The sequence below is a fragment of the Collinsella ureilytica genome (assembly GCF_019795105.1).
Lineage (GTDB): Bacteria > Actinomycetota > Coriobacteriia > Coriobacteriales > Coriobacteriaceae > Collinsella > Collinsella ureilytica.
The window spans coordinates 239,554-254,379 of sequence record NZ_JAIMFO010000004.1 but is presented as its reverse complement, the minus strand read 5'-3'; the positions used below and the strand labels follow the sequence as shown (position 1 = coordinate 254,379).

Annotated in this window: 14 protein-coding genes; 11 read left to right on the top strand and 3 right to left on the bottom strand. The window is 52.3% G+C overall.

Features of this window, described 5'->3' with window-relative positions; translation table 11 throughout:
• Nucleotides 1–92 precede the first annotated feature (92 nt).
• A complete protein-coding gene (locus K6V98_RS08645; protein ID WP_306792647.1) occupies nt 93–224 on the top strand; it encodes a hypothetical protein in 132 nt (43 codons plus the stop codon).
• 227 nt (nt 225–451) lie between these two features.
• On the opposite strand, the gene K6V98_RS01180 is transcribed toward K6V98_RS08645, so the two are convergent.
• Together K6V98_RS01180 and K6V98_RS01175 are read right to left on the bottom strand one after the other, a co-directional pair.
• Complete coding sequence (locus K6V98_RS01180) at nt 452–1,390, bottom strand: RsmB/NOP family class I SAM-dependent RNA methyltransferase (RefSeq protein WP_306792646.1); 939 nt, start codon at nt 1,388–1,390, stop codon at nt 452–454.
• A gap of 96 nt (nt 1,391–1,486) precedes the next feature.
• The gene (locus K6V98_RS01175; protein WP_222198691.1) at nt 1,487–2,410 is read right to left on the bottom strand and encodes a Fic family protein; all 924 of its coding nucleotides are present in this window, start codon (nt 2,408–2,410) and stop codon (nt 1,487–1,489) included.
• Between the two features lie 619 nt (nt 2,411–3,029).
• On the opposite strand from K6V98_RS01175, the gene K6V98_RS01170 reads away from it, so the two are divergent.
• The 3 genes from K6V98_RS01170 (at nt 3,030) to K6V98_RS01160 (ending at nt 6,366) form a co-directional block, all read left to right on the top strand.
• Nucleotides 3,030–3,608, top strand: a complete 579-nt coding sequence (locus tag K6V98_RS01170) for a hypothetical protein (RefSeq protein ID WP_222198690.1) — start codon at nt 3,030–3,032, stop codon at nt 3,606–3,608.
• Between the two features lie 201 nt (nt 3,609–3,809).
• Entirely contained in the window at nt 3,810–5,627 is a 1,818-nt protein-coding gene (locus K6V98_RS01165) for an ABC transporter ATP-binding protein (RefSeq protein ID WP_222198689.1), read from the top strand.
• Nucleotides 5,620–6,366, top strand: coding sequence for an energy-coupling factor transporter transmembrane component T family protein (locus tag K6V98_RS01160; RefSeq protein ID WP_222198688.1), 747 nt, complete (start codon nt 5,620–5,622; stop codon nt 6,364–6,366). Before K6V98_RS01165 ends, K6V98_RS01160 begins: the two co-directional genes overlap by 8 nt.
• Before the next feature lie 87 nt (nt 6,367–6,453).
• On the opposite strand, the gene K6V98_RS01155 is transcribed toward K6V98_RS01160, so the two are convergent.
• Entirely contained in the window at nt 6,454–7,383 is a 930-nt protein-coding gene (locus K6V98_RS01155; protein WP_222198687.1) for a diacylglycerol/lipid kinase family protein, read from the bottom strand.
• A 95-nt stretch (nt 7,384–7,478) separates the two neighbouring features.
• Between K6V98_RS01155 and rnd the strand changes: the two genes are divergently transcribed.
• The 7 genes from rnd (at nt 7,479) to K6V98_RS01120 (ending at nt 14,798) form a co-directional block, all read left to right on the top strand.
• Complete coding sequence (gene rnd / locus K6V98_RS01150; RefSeq protein WP_222198686.1) at nt 7,479–8,612, top strand: ribonuclease D; 1,134 nt, start codon at nt 7,479–7,481, stop codon at nt 8,610–8,612.
• A 55-nt stretch (nt 8,613–8,667) separates the two neighbouring features.
• Nucleotides 8,668–9,363: a zinc metallopeptidase gene (locus tag K6V98_RS01145; protein ID WP_371734493.1), complete on the top strand. Its 696-nt coding sequence runs from the start codon at nt 8,668–8,670 to the stop codon at nt 9,361–9,363.
• Nucleotides 9,364–9,788: 425 nt separating this feature from the next.
• A complete protein-coding gene (gene xseA, locus K6V98_RS01140; protein ID WP_222198685.1) occupies nt 9,789–11,165 on the top strand; it encodes an exodeoxyribonuclease VII large subunit in 1,377 nt (458 codons plus the stop codon).
• 14 nt (nt 11,166–11,179) lie between these two features.
• Nucleotides 11,180–11,464: an exodeoxyribonuclease VII small subunit gene (xseB, locus tag K6V98_RS01135; protein WP_306792645.1), complete on the top strand. Its 285-nt coding sequence runs from the start codon at nt 11,180–11,182 to the stop codon at nt 11,462–11,464.
• A 157-nt stretch (nt 11,465–11,621) separates the two neighbouring features.
• Nucleotides 11,622–11,966, top strand: coding sequence for a histidine triad nucleotide-binding protein (locus K6V98_RS01130; protein ID WP_222198684.1), 345 nt, complete (start codon nt 11,622–11,624; stop codon nt 11,964–11,966).
• A gap of 62 nt (nt 11,967–12,028) precedes the next feature.
• On the top strand, nt 12,029–13,207 hold the full coding sequence (locus tag K6V98_RS01125; protein WP_222198683.1) for an acetate/propionate family kinase: 1,179 nt from the start codon (nt 12,029–12,031) through the stop codon (nt 13,205–13,207).
• 421 nt (nt 13,208–13,628) lie between these two features.
• Complete coding sequence (locus K6V98_RS01120; protein WP_222198682.1) at nt 13,629–14,798, top strand: acetate/propionate family kinase; 1,170 nt, start codon at nt 13,629–13,631, stop codon at nt 14,796–14,798.
• The last annotated feature ends 28 nt before the right edge of the window (nt 14,799–14,826 follow it).

The following is a 14,826-nucleotide window of genomic DNA, read 5'->3' as shown; positions in this document are numbered from 1 at the left end:
GATCTTTTGTAGGAACACTCGGGTGCCACACGGTGTCGTGAGCCTTCTGATAAGCTGGTGCGAGAAAAGTTACTTGAACCGGAGGGTAGTACATGGGCTTGGCAGAGGTAGCGGCACCGATCTTTTTCTGCGTCATCGCCATTGCCTTGACTGCCGGTCTGTATTTTGCTGTTACAGCGTTGAAGGATCGAAGCGGCCGTCGTCGCGCAGACCGCAAAAGGTAAGCCCCAGTTTTAGATAGTTGAGAGCTTTGGCATGCGGCTTCTTGTAAAATGAAGATGCAGGCGAGCGGAAAGCCTTCAGGTGTTGTAAAGGCGGGATCCGGCGGGTCTTGCTCTTGCTTTCTGAGATTGGATCCTTTGTCTTGCTTGTTGTATTGCTCGTTGTTATTGGTATCGCTTGCGCTGACGCACGCGCACTCTCGTTGTCTTGCTTGTCGTAGTGCTCATTGTTATTGGGCGTACTCTTTTTTGATGAGAGCCATATAGAAGCCTTCGAATTCTTTTGTGGGAGCTATAGAAAGCGTCTCTGGCTGCCCGCCCAAAAGCAGCGGAATTGGATAGGGCTCAGCATTCCACGCGCTTGGGTCGAGGGCTACTAATGAGCAGGTACGGTGTCGTTTTTTGCTCAGAGCCTCAAGTACTTGCTCATCATTTTCTTCGGGCAAAATTGAGCAGGTGGAGTAGAGGAGCGTACCGCCGGGTTTGAGAATAGTGAGTGCCCGATCAAGAAGAGCCTGTTGAGATCGCACTACCTTGTTCAACAAGCGCTCGGTAATGCGCTCATTGGCCGTCGTATCGCCCGCTCGTACGGTGCCTGAACCCGTGCAGGGGGCATCGAGTAAGATGTGATCAAACGAGAAGAATTCATCGAGCCTTCGGGCATCGCTTCGCATGACCTGAACGTTTGTAGCTCCAAGTTTTTTGAGATTATATTGCAAGCGCTCAGCGCGTGGCGCATGCATCTCGCAGGCTGTGATTCGGGCCGTAGGGTCGATAGCGGCAAGTTCGGTTGTTTTGCCACCGGGCGCAGCGCACATATCAAGAATGTCTGTGTTTGAGCGCGGTGCTAGAGCGAGCGGCGGCAACATAGAAGAGAGGCTTTGCAGATACACCGCGCCTGTTTCATAGATCGGCAAGCGTCGCAGCTCATCGAGGCGTACGTTTGGATCCATAACAAAGGCATCTTCATACCAGCCAACGCGCACAAACGAAAGGCCAGCGCTCTCGAGCTCTTTGGCAACGTAGTCTGCATCTGTACGCAGGGTATTGGCGCGAAGGGTTATCGGGCGCTGTTGCGCAGTCTCAAAACCAGAAAAGATGCGCTCTGCCTGATCGGTATCAAACGCCGCCGAAATCTTTTCGTATAAAAAGCTGGGGATGTCTGTCATGTTCATCCTTTTTGTAAATACCTGCACCGAGCTCATATGTGCGCATTCAAGCGTAGCAAAGGGCTTACACCTCGCATGCCTTGGCAGGGATTCTGCTTATAAGCTCAGTATTTCGAAATAGCGGTCAAGCTGCTCATTGATGTAGGAAGCTACGAGCTCAACCATGGCATTTGGCTGTCCGTCACGATAATAGGCATCAAAGGCATCGTAGTAGCGCTTACGATCCGTAAATTTCACGCTAATGGCAGGATAGCCACTTTGAAGCAGCTCTAAGTTCAGCAACAATCTTCCGGTGCGGCCATTTCCATCAATGAAGGGATGGATGCCTTCGAACTCTAGATGAAAGCGGGCAATGCGCTCAATTGGATGCATAGTCTTTTTGCGTTCTTCGTTGGTTCGCAGGAGACGCTTCATGCTCGCTTCTATTTCATATGGATGAGTGGGCGTTGTTGCAGCCCCGGCAATTCGTACTGGGATTTTTCGATAACTGCCCTTGTCTTGCGGGCGATGCATAAGTACAAGGGCATGGATCTCCTTAATTTCACGCTCACCGATCTTTGTCTTTGTTTGTGCAAGTTCTTCAACGTAGATAAAGGCATCTTTATGTCCGATGGCTTCCAGATGATCTTTAAGCGGTTTTTGATCAATCGTCATGCCTTCTAACACCAGTGCAGTTTCTTGCAAGGTGAGAGTATTGCCTTCAATCGTGTTTGAGTTGTACGTAAAATCTATCAGGAATTCTTCTCGTAAGCGTGCAAGCTCACCGGTGGTGAGCGGACGCATACTATCCAAACGTATCTTCTTCTCATCAATTGATCGGAACAATTGCGTAAAGCAAGACGAGCTATGCTGCTTTCGAAGTTTCCGACGATCGATTGGTCGTGGGGCAGTAGCGGGAATAAGATATTTCTTTCCTTCTCGTAGTACGCCTTCAATGGAATTATCTGCGCAAAGCTTGCGTACACGTCGGGTGGAGAGACCCCACTTTGCGGCCATCTGAGTGACAGTTACATATTCCAAAAGGACCTCCTCTCGTAGCGTACATCGTAGCGTAAAATCGGAATAAAAGAAGAGTTTTCTGCTAGCTTCTCTTACAATCATTCCGATAAAGCTTATGCTTACGATTGCTGGGGCAAGGTGGACGGGTGACCATGGCCTCCAAAACGGTTGGGACTGGGAGAACAATCCGGCTTTCGCCCAGCTTTCAGATGCCGCACGTTGCATCCACGTAAGTAGGAAAGGGCAGGTCATGTAGCTGCTACTCAGGTTAGAAAATGGCAGGCAAGTACGGCAGGTAAGCAGGATTTGGAAATCAATTCGAAATTCTGAAATCTTTGAGCGCGCATCTTGATTTACTGTGCTACAGTATCTCCCAACAGAAGACCCCGAACACACGAGAGGAGCCATCACATGTCTTTCTGCACCATGATCCGCAGCAACTGGTGGTGGCGTGATGTGAACTCGTTCGGTCGACGGTGAGTCCCTCGCTCCTATCTAGGTAGCTTTAGGCCTCCGGTTTGACCGGGGGCTTTTTTGTGTTTCGAGCTGAGTTGCTCCCGGTTCATTTCGATCGTTCGTTTGCATCGCGCGCCCTCGCTGCAGTTGTACGCATCGTAAAGATAAGGGAAAGGAACCCATCATGACTAACACATCCACTCAGCCTCGTACCGTATCTACTGTTGATCGTGGAAAGCTCGATATTAAAGCGCTCGTGCTCTTGGCTGTTTTGCTTGCAGCAGGATTCATCTTGAACTTTACGGTGGGTAAGTCCATCGCTACGCTGACCGGTAATGCTATAGGACCTGAGTTCATCATTTCTGCTTTCTGTCTCACGATTTTGATTATTCGCCCAAATATTGGTCAAGCGTTGGTGATTGGCCTCATTTCTGCTGCGGTGATTCAGCTCACCACATCTTCTCCCTTCATTGATTTTGCGGCTGAAGGAATTGCTGCCATGCTCATGGCTTTGATTGTTAATCTTGGCATGCGAACCCCTGCCGCTAAGCTTATTCCGCTGGTAGGCACCTTTGTAGCCACTGCGGTCTCGGGCATCATCTTTATGACGATCAAGCTTGCTACCATGGGATTTGCGCCTGAGGTTGTGGCTGCGTTGCCAGCTGCTATGCTGCCGGTCATTTTTGCCACAGCTGCCTTTAATGCTGTCGTTGTAGCTGCTTTGTATCTTCCCATGCGCAAAGCCTTAAAGCTGGGAGACTAGGGGTCGTACATGGTTCAGATGCTTAAAGCTTGAGGTTCTCACGAGCTGTATGTTGAGACGCGCTGATGTATTGAGGAGTACATACGCTGCGGCTTTCGGTAGCGAATGTACGGAATTGATGCTTCAAGGCATATTGCTTGCTGTTGATAAGGCCTCTAAACTGCTCCTTTTGAGTGCCTCTTTTGTATCGGAAAGGTTCGTATGGCATTGCTTGATTCAGAGCCTACTACCTCAGTTATTGAACTCGATGGCGTTTCGTTTGCCTATGGAGCACATGCAACAAAGGCGATTGACGGGATTGATCTGCAGGTTTTAGAGGGTGAGTTCTTAGGTATTATCGGCCCTTCTGGTTCGGGAAAGTCCACGCTTGCAGCAGCACTTTCTGGGGCGATTCCGCATCATTTTGGTGGTGAGTTGTATGGCGCAGTGCGCGTCTGTGGCCATGATACCTGCGAGGTAAGTCTGACTGATATTTCGCGTATGGTGGGTAGCGTTCTGCAAGATATTGATACCCAGATGGTGGCCTCAGTTGTTGAGGATGAGCTGCTTTTTGGTTTAGAGAACTTCGGTGTTGCTCACGACGAGATTGAGGCGCGTATTGCACACGCTTTGGATACCGTCGGTATTACAAGCTTGAGGCACCGTGAGATCGCAACGCTTTCTGGTGGTCAGAAGCAAAAAGTTGCCATTGCCGCAATCTTGGCGCTTGAGCCTCGCGTGTTAGTTATGGACGAGCCTACTGCTGCTTTGGATCCAGAGAGCTCTCGAACGGTCTTTGAAACGCTCGCTCGTGTAAATCGTACGGCAGGTGTCACGGTTATCGTGATTGAGCAAAAGGTCGCCCTGCTCTCTCGGTATTGCAAAAGAATTGCTGTCATGGCGGCGGGCAAGGTGGAGATCGTGGGCACGCCTCACGAGGTGTTTTCTCATGCGGAAGATCTGCGAGCGCTTGGTGTAGATAGCCCGCGTACGGTACGCATCTCAAATAGTCTCATCCAAGAAGAGCTTGCATCAGCTACTACGCTGCCCGCCTTGGATGCTGAGTCTGCCTGCAAGCTCATTGGCTCGATCGTAGAGGCAGATGCTGTAGCACCTAAACGAGCTCGTTTGGCCGCCGAAGAGAAGCAGACGAAAGCTATATCCGGCCTGGGCACATCGCCTGAGCGACAGGAGGCTCAGCCCGTCTCATCTGGTGCTCCTGTGATCTGCCTTGAGGACGTATCATTTTCGTATGGACCGGGAGAAGCTGCAGTATCCCATTTGAGCTTCGAAGTTTTTCCTGGCGAAATTTTGAGTGTTATTGGTCAAAATGGCGCAGGTAAAACCACGCTCACGAAGCTTTTAAATGGTCTTTTGCATCCAAGCTCAGGTGTCGTGCGCGTTGCAGGGATGGACACGGCTCAGGTTTCTACCAGCGAGCTTGCTGCACGGGTGTCTACGTTGTTCCAAAATCCTGATCGCCAGATCAGCAAAGAGAGCGTTGTGGAAGAGGTAGCCTTTGGGCTTGAGCTTACAGGAGTTGAGCGCACAGAAGCCCATCGTCGCGCCGAGGTCGTGCTTGCACGGTTTGGTCTACCAAAAGATGAGTCTCCGTTTTCGCTTTCACGTGGCCAGCGGCAGATGGTAGCCCTTGCAAGCGTTTTGGTGATGGAGCCGCAAGTCGTGCTTTTGGATGAGCCGACGAGTGGTCTTGATTATCGTGAGTGCATGACTGTTATGGAAACGGTTCGTGAGCTGGCAGAGCAGGGGAGTGCGGTGGTGATGGTTTGTCACGACATGGAGGTCGTTTCAGACTTTGCTGATCGTGCAGTAGTGATGGCAGACGGGCACATCATTGGTGCTGGCGCTACAGCAGAGATTTTTGCCCAGCCGGAGCTGCTGCAAGCCGCCAGTGTGGAAGCCCCACAGGTGGTGCGGGTTTCAGAGCAGCTCTCTCGAACTGTGAGCTCGGCTTTTGCTGGCGTGAGTGAAGTGTCTGATATTGTTCAGATTACAAGGGAGCTGATCGATCGTGGTTGATGTCATTGACTTTAAGCCAGGCACGACCGTGCTACATCGCTTAAATCCCGTAGCTAAGCTTGCGCTCGCCGCAGGCATTATTGTGGCAACTCTTTTGAGCTCAACCTATCCCATGCTTTTAGGGCTTTTGGCGCTCACGTGTGCGCTTGCTGCCTATGCTGGTGTGAGCCATCAAATCATCGGCCTGCTCAAGATCATTGCTCCACTTGCAGTTCTTATGCTTGTCGTGCAACTTGTGTTAGTCAGAACTGGCAAGCCGATTTTTTGGACGATTACCGATACCGGCCTGATCACCGGCACTAAGGCGTGTCTTCGTCTTATCGGTGTGGCCTTGCCGCTGGTGCTGATCCTTGCTGTGACCAAGCTTACGGATCTCGCGAATGCCTGTGTTGAGCATCTGCATATACCGTATCGCTACGCGTTTACCTTTACCACGGCTCTGCGTTTTGTGCCGGTTTTCTCGCGCGAGATGGATGCCATTATGGAGGCACAGACTGCACGCGGCGTGGCCTTTGATACCAAAAATCCCCTGCGCAAGCTCAAATTGATGCTGCCGCTGTGCATCCCTTTACTTATTACCTCAGTAGGAAAGACCGATTCCACGGCACTTGCCGCCGAACAGCGTGGCTTCTATTTACGGACGCGCGCGAGCAGCTATAAGCGTTACCCATTTATGCTGATCGATTATGTAGCTCTGGCCGCCTCAGTCCTGCTCTTGGTGCTCGGTGCCTTTTTCTAGTGTGCGTGTACGACACGCTTGCTCCCGCACGCACACGACGCGCTTGCTCCTCGATCGCTTTGAGTATGCCTTTCTGGGCGTGCATCCCTAGTGAGCAGCTTCTGAGTGATTGAGCGGCGAGAACTCATCGATGATGAGCGTAAGGCAGCGTGGAATAGCATGAGCGGTAAACGAGCCTGGTTTTCCCTCAATGAGTTCTCCGTCAAACTCCATGCCAAGCGAAGGCGTGGCGGTAATTTTTGCCTCTTTTGCCTGGAAGAAGGTAAACTGCGGCCGTCCAAGGCCGGTTCCTGCAGGATCAAGGACTCCAGCAATAACGGTTGGTAAGAGTCCAATAGGGCCAGAATCAATTACCGCAATATCTATGAGGCCATCATCCATGCGACAATCAGGGAAGAGATTGATTTCATTTTGCAGAAGAGCAGTATTTCCCACCATGCAGCCAATGCCTTCCAGCTCATCTACCTTGCCATCGTGCTCAATAACAAAGTGAGCACGCTGCGGAGCTATCTCGGTGAGGGCTGCAAGCATATAGGCAATCTCGCCCATCTCGCCATGGGTCTCTTCTGCTCGGCGCATAATGGCTGCATCATAGCCAGTACCTGCGATGATAATAAAGCCGTGGCGCTGATGATTCCCTTCATCGTCAACCCAGGTCAGCTCGCCCATGTCTACCGTGGCAGTTCGTCCTGCGCGGCAGGCTTGAGCGAGTGCGGCAGCTTCTGGCGCGTTTCCAATATTGTTAAAAAAGAGATTGGCAGTTCCTGAAGGAAAAACAAGAACCGGAATGCCGGTGAATCTGAGGTAATCGAGCACACTCGATACCGTACCGTCTCCTCCCGAGACAACAACTCGGTCAAAACTGCAGGCATCACGTGTTGCTTCGGCTGCTTCGAGCCCAGGCCCTAAAAACCGAAAGATCACTTCATCTCCGGCTTCAGACAGCGCGTGAGCAAAGGTGAAAATCTCATCTGATCCAGGACCAGACGCAAGATTGTGGATGATGAGGCAACGCATGGTTGTAATTCCTATCCGATGACGAGCCGAGTATAGTGGTATCCGTCTCCATACCCTACCGCGAGTTGTTCTAACTCGCATCTCCAAGGTGAGATATGTTGATTTCCACATTTCCCGAACTTGCAAAGGTCTGCGAGCGAGCCCGCACCCATGATGCCGTAGCGATTGATACCGAGTTCATCCGAGAGAATTCATATCATCCGCGTCTCTGCCTCGTTCAGATTGGAACTGAGGAAGAGTCGGTGCTCATTGATCCATTTGCATTTCAAGATATGAGTCCGCTGGCAGAGCTCTTAGAGGATCACTCAACTACAAAGGTCTTTCATGCCTGTGCTCAGGATATGGAAGTTCTGCATCATGCCCTGGGCGTTTTGCCAGCTCCAATTTTTGATACACAGATCGCCGCTGCCTTTTTAGGGTCTCGCCAGCAGATCTCATACTCTTCGCTTGTGCACACCTTTTGCAAGGTTGTGCTGCCAAAAAGTGAGTCGCTGACTGATTGGGCTCGCCGTCCGCTCACGGAGCGCCAAAAGGCCTATGCCATAGATGACGTGTACTACCTGATCCAAGCATATAAAAAGATTGCGAAACGTCTTGCTGAGACCGGTCGCGCTGAGTGGGTAGCGGCAGAAACTGCTCCGCTCGCTCGGCTTGATCATTATGTGGTTGATCCACGTCGGGCGTATTTGCGGGTCAAGCGCGTATCTGCGCTCACGCGTCGCCAGCAAGCTATTGCGCGTGAGCTCGCTGCATGGCGCGAGTATGAGGCGAGCCGTCGGGATATTCCGCGCAAGTGGCTTATGTCAGATGAGGTATTGGTGGCTGTTGCCAAGCGCGCACCCGAGACCTTTGACGAGTTAAAGCGGGTGCGTGGTACGAATAATCTTTCCACAACCGCTGTGGCGGAGCTTTTGAGAGCAATTCAGCGAGGCCAGGTATGTCCTTCAGAAGATCTACCTGCGCAGACCCGTTCGCGCCATACGGTGTCTCCCGAGCTTGAGAGTGTTGTGGACTTGATGTATGCGCTCATTCGGCTGGTTTCTGAGCGCTCAGGCGTTGCGGCTCAACTCATTGCTTCCCGCGATGATTTGCTTGCCTATATTGAGCATCCAGACCAGAGCCCCCTGCGTGATAGCTGGCGCTTTGAGCTGGTAGGTCCTATGATTGACGATCTGCTTGCCGGCAATATGGGCCTTACGGTTAAAGATGGCCATCTGGAACTGTTATAGCCTTGGTAAAGTGATTTTGAAGCGGTTTGCCGCGCTTGCATAAAGGGAGGTTCCCGTGTTTGGTTATGGTTTTTGGTATCACACTGACCCGTTTTATTTGCTGCTTGTTGTAGCGTCAATTTCTATCGGAACTGCTGCTCAGAGCTATATTAAAACCACGTACCGCAGGTGGTCTGCTGTGGAGTCTGATGGTGCAAGTGGCTCGCAGGTTGCCCGGCGTATGTTGGATGAATTTGGCTGTGGCCAGGTTGGGATTAAGCCAGTAGCAGGATCGTTAACCGACCATTACGATCCGCAGGATAAGAATTTGTATCTCTCTGAAGAGAATCGAGCAGGCGGATCGGTTGCAAGTGTAGCCGTTGCCTGCCACGAGGCGGGCCATGCCGTTCAGCATGCTCAGGGTTTTGCCATGATGCGCATACGCACGGCCTTGGTTCCGGCGGTAAATTTCACACAGAGCATCTGGTTTTATGTGCTGCTGGGTGGTATGTGGCTCAATCTTTCTGGCTTAACTACGGCAGCGATTGTCCTCTTTGCCTTTTCGGTTCTTTTTCATCTGGTAACACTTCCAGTTGAGATTGATGCAAGCCGCCGCGCCATTGCCTATATTGATGCCTCGGGCATGAGTCCTGCCAACGCAGCTGGCGCTCGCGAGGTCTTGCGCGCTGCAGCTCTCACGTATGTTGCTGCAGCACTTACCAGCGTTTTGCAGCTCCTCTACCTGATCGGTCGTAATCGCTCGCGAGATTAAGGCGTTACGTGCTTGAGGCTGAGTGCCTTGATCCGCTGGATCGTACCGGGCACGTGAGTCTGTTTGTGTTCAGGGCTTCTGAAATCGTGCAGCGCGCGTGAGCTGGCGTGTTTTGAGTTCGCTTGCTCTGGGTTTCTGAACCCTGAAGTGCCGAGCCTGTGTGTTTTAAGCTCGCTTGTTCCGGGCTTCTGAATCCTGAAGTGTCTATCCTGTGTGCTCGGAGCCGCTGAATTGTACCGGGCACGTGAGTCGGTGTGCTCGATCTCTCTACATTCGCCGTATGTGATACGTCTGCTTTCCCCTACATGTCGGCTGTTGAGCTGTGTATACAGGACGCTCAAAAAGTATCTGCTTACCCTCGTTGCGGTATTGTCCGGGTGCTGCGTTATGCTTTTGGGTGAGAAAAAGCATAGAAAGGGGTTTGAGTGAGCATATGGGAACAAACTACGGCTCAGAAGTCGAGTGGTGCTGACTCGGTTTCGGTCTCGCAGGCGGTTGCCCTTGCTGCTGATGCTATTGGGTCACTCCCTCAGATTACCGTTTTGGGTGAAGTTACAGGCTTTCGTGGCCCCAATGCCCGCAGTGGGCACTGCTATTTTCAAATTAAAGACGATGCAGCTGCTATGGATTGCATCATTTGGAAGGGCGCATATGCAAAACGCAGCTTTGACCTGCGTGATGGCCTGCAGGTTAATCTAACGGGTTCATTTGACCTCTACCGGCCAACAGGGCGCATGAGCTTTGTTGCCCGTTCGTTTGCACTGGCAGGGGAGGGCTTGCTGCGCCAGCAGGTTGCGGCGCTCGCAGAAAAGCTGCGCCGCGAGGGCTTGATGGACGTTGCTCGCAAGCGTCCAATTCCGGCATTTTGTATGCGCGTAGCTGTGGTGACCTCGCTATCTGGTGCCGTTATTGACGATGTTAAGCGCACACTTCGGCGGCGAAACCCCTTAGTTGAGATTATTTGCGTGGGAGCAAAGGTTCAAGGTGAGGGGGCTCCGGCAGAGCTTGTTGAGGCGCTTGAGCGAGCAGCAGCTCTGCGTCCTGCTCCTGAGTGCATTTTGCTGGTGCGCGGCGGCGGCTCGTTTGAGGATCTCATGACCTTTAACGACGAAGCGCTTGCGCGCGCGGTGGCTGCATCTCCCATTCCGGTAGTTACAGGCATTGGGCATGAGCCGGATACCTCAATTTGTGACATGGTAAGCGATCGTCGCGCCTCTACGCCAACGGCAGCTGCAGAGTCGGTGGCTCCTGCAAAAGAAGACCTCGCTACCGTTTTGGAAACCAGAGCTGAGCGCCTGGCTCGCACCTTGTCTCTTTCTGTAGCGACAGGCGTGCAAGATACTGAGGCGGCACGTACTTGTCTTGCTCGAGCAATGCAGGGCTTAGTTGCGCGTGAGCGCATGCGTCTGGAGGCACAAGCAGCTCGTCCGGTGCTCGCAAGCCCAGGAGCTGCCGTTGAGCGGCGAGTAGCTGAGCTCGAACAAACAGCTGAGCGCTTGGCGCGTGCTGGAGGCTCGTCGGTGCGTGCATGCGGGCACGATCTTGTTTTGGCTATTTCGCGTTTGCGTGGTCTTGCGTCAAGTATTTTGAGCCTATCGAAAGCTGAGCTTGCTGCCGCAGCAGCCCAGCTTGATGCCCTGTCTCCTTTGCAGGTTTTAGCTCGGGGGTATTCCATTGCGTATACCAAGGATAAGGTGGCAGATTCGGTTGCTGCTTTTGAGCCAGGTGCTGCCTTGCGCGTACGCATGGCCGATGGTGAGGTGCTCGGCACGGTGAGCGAAGTCATAAGACGAGAGTTTTGATAGAAAGGACTGGTATGGCTACAGAGGAAACGCAGGTCGATATGAAAAAGATTGATGAGATGAGCTATCGCGAGGCATCTCAAGAGCTCGAGCGTATTATCCGTAACCTTGAATCGGGCGAGCTGGAGCTTGAGGAGTCGCTCGAGGGCTATTCGCGCGGTGTTGAGCTGCTCAAGAGCTTGCGCGAGCGTCTGGCAGATGCTGAACAGAAGGTGTCTGTGTTGGTGAAAGATGTTGATGGGGCAGATGTTTTGGAGCCTGCTCAGGCGGCAGATGAGGATGATTCCCTGTCGTTCTAGCGGATGGCTCGTCTGCTCAGGCGGCAGATGAGGATGATGTTCTGTCGTTCTAACTGCTGGTCAGACTACTTGGCCGGCGGATGAGGATGATGTTCTATCGTCCTAGTTGATGGCCAAGCTGCGACCTTGTTTCAGATTTGGTTAAGAAAGGAAGATCATGAAGACTGATCCCGATTGCATTTTCTGTAAGATTGCCAGCCACGAGATCCCCTCTACGGTGATTTTTGAAAATGATGAGGTTATTGCCTTTGACGATCTCAGCCCTCAGGCACCTGTTCATACTCTCGTCATTCCTAAGGGTCACTACGACGATATTGCAGATGATGTACCAGCTCATGTTTTGGCTGCTATGACAGAGGCAATTCGTGAGGTTGCAAAGGCAAAAGGCCTTGCAGAGGGTTATCGCGTCATTACCAATAAGGGTGCTGATGCCGGTCAGACCGTCATGCATTTTCATATGCATGTCTTGGGCGGCAAGACCTTGGGTGAAGGCTTGGTCTAAGCATATCTTTCGCTCACTGGTTGTATGATGGTGTGGTCTGATTAATCCGTTGAAGGAGTTCCATGAACGTTCTCGTTGTAAATGCCGGTAGCTCAACTCTTAAATACCAGCTCATGGATACAAAAACCGGGGAGATTCTGGCGAAGGGTTCATGTGAACGCGTGGGTTTTTCGGGCGGTACTTTTACGCATACAGCTCAGGGCTCGCCTAAGGTGACCGATAAGGTTGAGTTCCCCGATCATAAGCGTGCTATTGAGGTCGTGCTTGCCGATCTTGAGGAGCATCAGGTTGCAATTGATGGTATTGGCCACCGGATCGTTCAGGGTGGCTGGTATTTTGGAGATTCCGCACTGGTAGATGAGGATATCCTAGCAAAGATTCGCGAGGTCGCTCCGCTCGCTCCACTGCATAACAACCCTGAGGCAGATGTTATTGAGTATTGCCTGAGTTCATATCCCGACCTTCCCAATGTGACGGTATTTGATACGGCTTTTCATTTCAATATGCCTGAGGTTGCGCGCACGTATGCGCTGCCGCGTGAGGTGTGCGATCGCTTACATATTCGCAAATACGGTGCCCACGGTACGAGCTATCGGTTTATCTCCCGTGCTTTAGCGGAGATGAAGCATGGCGCTGCTGAGCGTGTTGTGGTCTGCCATATTGGTTCAGGTGCTTCACTTGCTGCCATTGAGCACGGTGCCTGTGTAGATACCACCATGGGTTTAACGCCGCTCGATGGCGTGATGATGGGTACGCGGTGTGGCTCGATTGATCCAGCAACCGTCATTTACCTGCAGCGTGAGGGTGGTTACACCTTTGATGAGATTGACGACATGATGAATCGTCAATCTGGCTTGCTTGCGGTTTCTGGTACAACAAACGATGTTCGCGATATTGAAGAGGGTGTTGCTGCGGGAGATCCTAACTGCACGCTCGCCTTCGATATGTTCATCTATAAGATTGCTGCAAAGGTGGCCGAGATGGCCTGCGCGATGGGCGGCATGGATACCCTGGTATTTACTGCTGGTATTGGTGAGCATGCTCCTGCCCTCCGCGCGGGTGTATGTGATCGGCTGACCTGGGCTGGCGTTGAGCTTGATCATGCTCGTAATGCCTTGCGTGCAGATGGTGCTTGGAAGCTTTCTCGCCCCGATTCTCCTGTGGCGGTCTATGTGATCCCAACCGATGAGGAGCGCATGATCGCTGACGATGTAGAGCGGATTGTGTCTCAAAGCGTCTAGATGAGGCTGCAGCGTTGGGTCTGTCTTGCTCCGCAGCGGGCTGCGCTTCTTCGGACTCGCTTCTGCGGGTGCGCCTGTCCGGCTCATATCTCAGCGAGGTTGTGTCCTTGTGGTTGCACGTCTGCGGACGCGCCTGCAGCGAGCTGTGCTTCTTCGGGCTCGCTTATGTGGGCGCACATCTGCGGTGTTTTGGCGTGCTCAAGCTAGGGGCAACGGGTTTCCGTATCTTTTGCGTACTATGTGAGTAGATTGGTGTAGGACTTGAGCGAAAGTTAGGCTACCGTTTCTGCGCTGTCCAGCAACTTGTTCACCCCAATGGTGGCAACTGTTGGAAGAAGATAGGCTCTTGCCTCTGTACTGTCCATCATCTCGATCCAAGGGTTAGCGCGTATTGCCATGTGAGCCCCGAAAAGGAGCACCTATGAACGTACTCGTCGTGAACGCCGGCAGTTCAAGCTTGAAGTACCAGCTGATGGATGCGGGTACTCGTGAGATCTTTGCAAAGGGCAACTGTGAGCGGATTGGTCTTGATCGTGGCATCTTTGGGCACGCGGTACAAGGCGAGGCGAAGGTAGAAGAGGAGGCACTCTTCCCCGATCATCGCTCAGCAATCCGTACGGTGCTCGACCATCTTTCAGAGCTCGATATTGCCATTGATGGAATCGGACATCGGATCGTGCAGGGTGGCTGGCATTTTTCTGACTCCGCGCTGGTAGATGATGAGGTGTTGCGAAAGATTCTTGAGGTAGCACCTTTAGCACCGCTGCACAATTATGGTGAAGCAGCAATTATCGAGTATTGCCGCGAGCGTTTCCCGAGCCTTCCTAACGTCGCTGTTTTTGATACGTCCTTCCATATGAGTATGCCGGCGGTGGCATCAACCTATCCGTTGCCGCGTGAAGTATGCGAGAAATATCACATTCGCAAATATGGGGCTCACGGAACCAGCCATCGGTATGAGTGGATGCGTGCAAAGGCGCTTTTAGGTGACTCTTGTCACCGGCTCCTCTCGTGTCATTTGGGCAATGGCTCTTCGCTTTGTGCGATCGAAGATGGACAGTGTCGCGATACCACGATGGGTCTTACACCCCTCGATGGATTGATGATGGGCACGCGCTCAGGCTCCATTGACCCAGCTACGGTGTGCTATCTCCAGCGTGAGGGCGGCTATACCTACGACGAGGTGGACGATATGCTCAATAGGCAGTCCGGCCTCTTGGCAGTCTCTGGCATCTCAAGCGACGCGCGCGATATTAGAAATGGAGCCAAGGCTGGAGATGAGCGCTGCCTGTTGGCCTTTGATATGTTTGCGTATAAGGCAATGACTCATGCCGCCGCTATGATTGCAAGCATGGCGGGTGTAGATACCATTACCTTTACGGCAGGTATTGGTGAAAATGACTGGTCAATTCGTCAGGCATTTTGTCAGACGTTTGAGTGGCTTGGTGTGCGCGTTGATCGCGAGCGCAATCGCGCAGAGGTTGGCGGTGAGCGGGTGATCTCAGCTGCTGGATCTGCTGTAACGGTTATGGTTATTCCTACCGACGAAGAATATATGATCGCCAAAGATGTTGAACGTCTTGCATTTTGATGACCATGAGCTGCGTTGAGTTTCCTGA

Excerpts from the sequence above, each read along its gene's own strand:
- K6V98_RS08645 (WP_306792647.1), top strand. The coding sequence starts at position 93 with ATGGGCTTGGCAGAGGTAGCGGCACCGATCTTTTTCTGCGTCATCGCC.
- K6V98_RS01180 (WP_306792646.1), bottom strand. The coding sequence starts at position 1,390 with ATGACAGACATCCCCAGCTTTTTATACGAAAAGATTTCGGCGGCGTTT.
- K6V98_RS01170 (WP_222198690.1), top strand. The coding sequence starts at position 3,030 with ATGACTAACACATCCACTCAGCCTCGTACCGTATCTACTGTTGATCGT.
- K6V98_RS01165 (WP_222198689.1), top strand. The coding sequence starts at position 3,810 with ATGGCATTGCTTGATTCAGAGCCTACTACCTCAGTTATTGAACTCGAT.
- K6V98_RS01155 (WP_222198687.1), bottom strand. The coding sequence starts at position 7,383 with ATGCGTTGCCTCATCATCCACAATCTTGCGTCTGGTCCTGGATCAGAT.
- rnd (WP_222198686.1), top strand. The coding sequence starts at position 7,479 with ATGTTGATTTCCACATTTCCCGAACTTGCAAAGGTCTGCGAGCGAGCC.
- xseB (WP_306792645.1), top strand. The coding sequence starts at position 11,180 with ATGGCTACAGAGGAAACGCAGGTCGATATGAAAAAGATTGATGAGATG.
- K6V98_RS01130 (WP_222198684.1), top strand. The coding sequence starts at position 11,622 with ATGAAGACTGATCCCGATTGCATTTTCTGTAAGATTGCCAGCCACGAG.
- K6V98_RS01125 (WP_222198683.1), top strand. The coding sequence starts at position 12,029 with ATGAACGTTCTCGTTGTAAATGCCGGTAGCTCAACTCTTAAATACCAG.
- K6V98_RS01120 (WP_222198682.1), top strand. The coding sequence starts at position 13,629 with ATGAACGTACTCGTCGTGAACGCCGGCAGTTCAAGCTTGAAGTACCAG.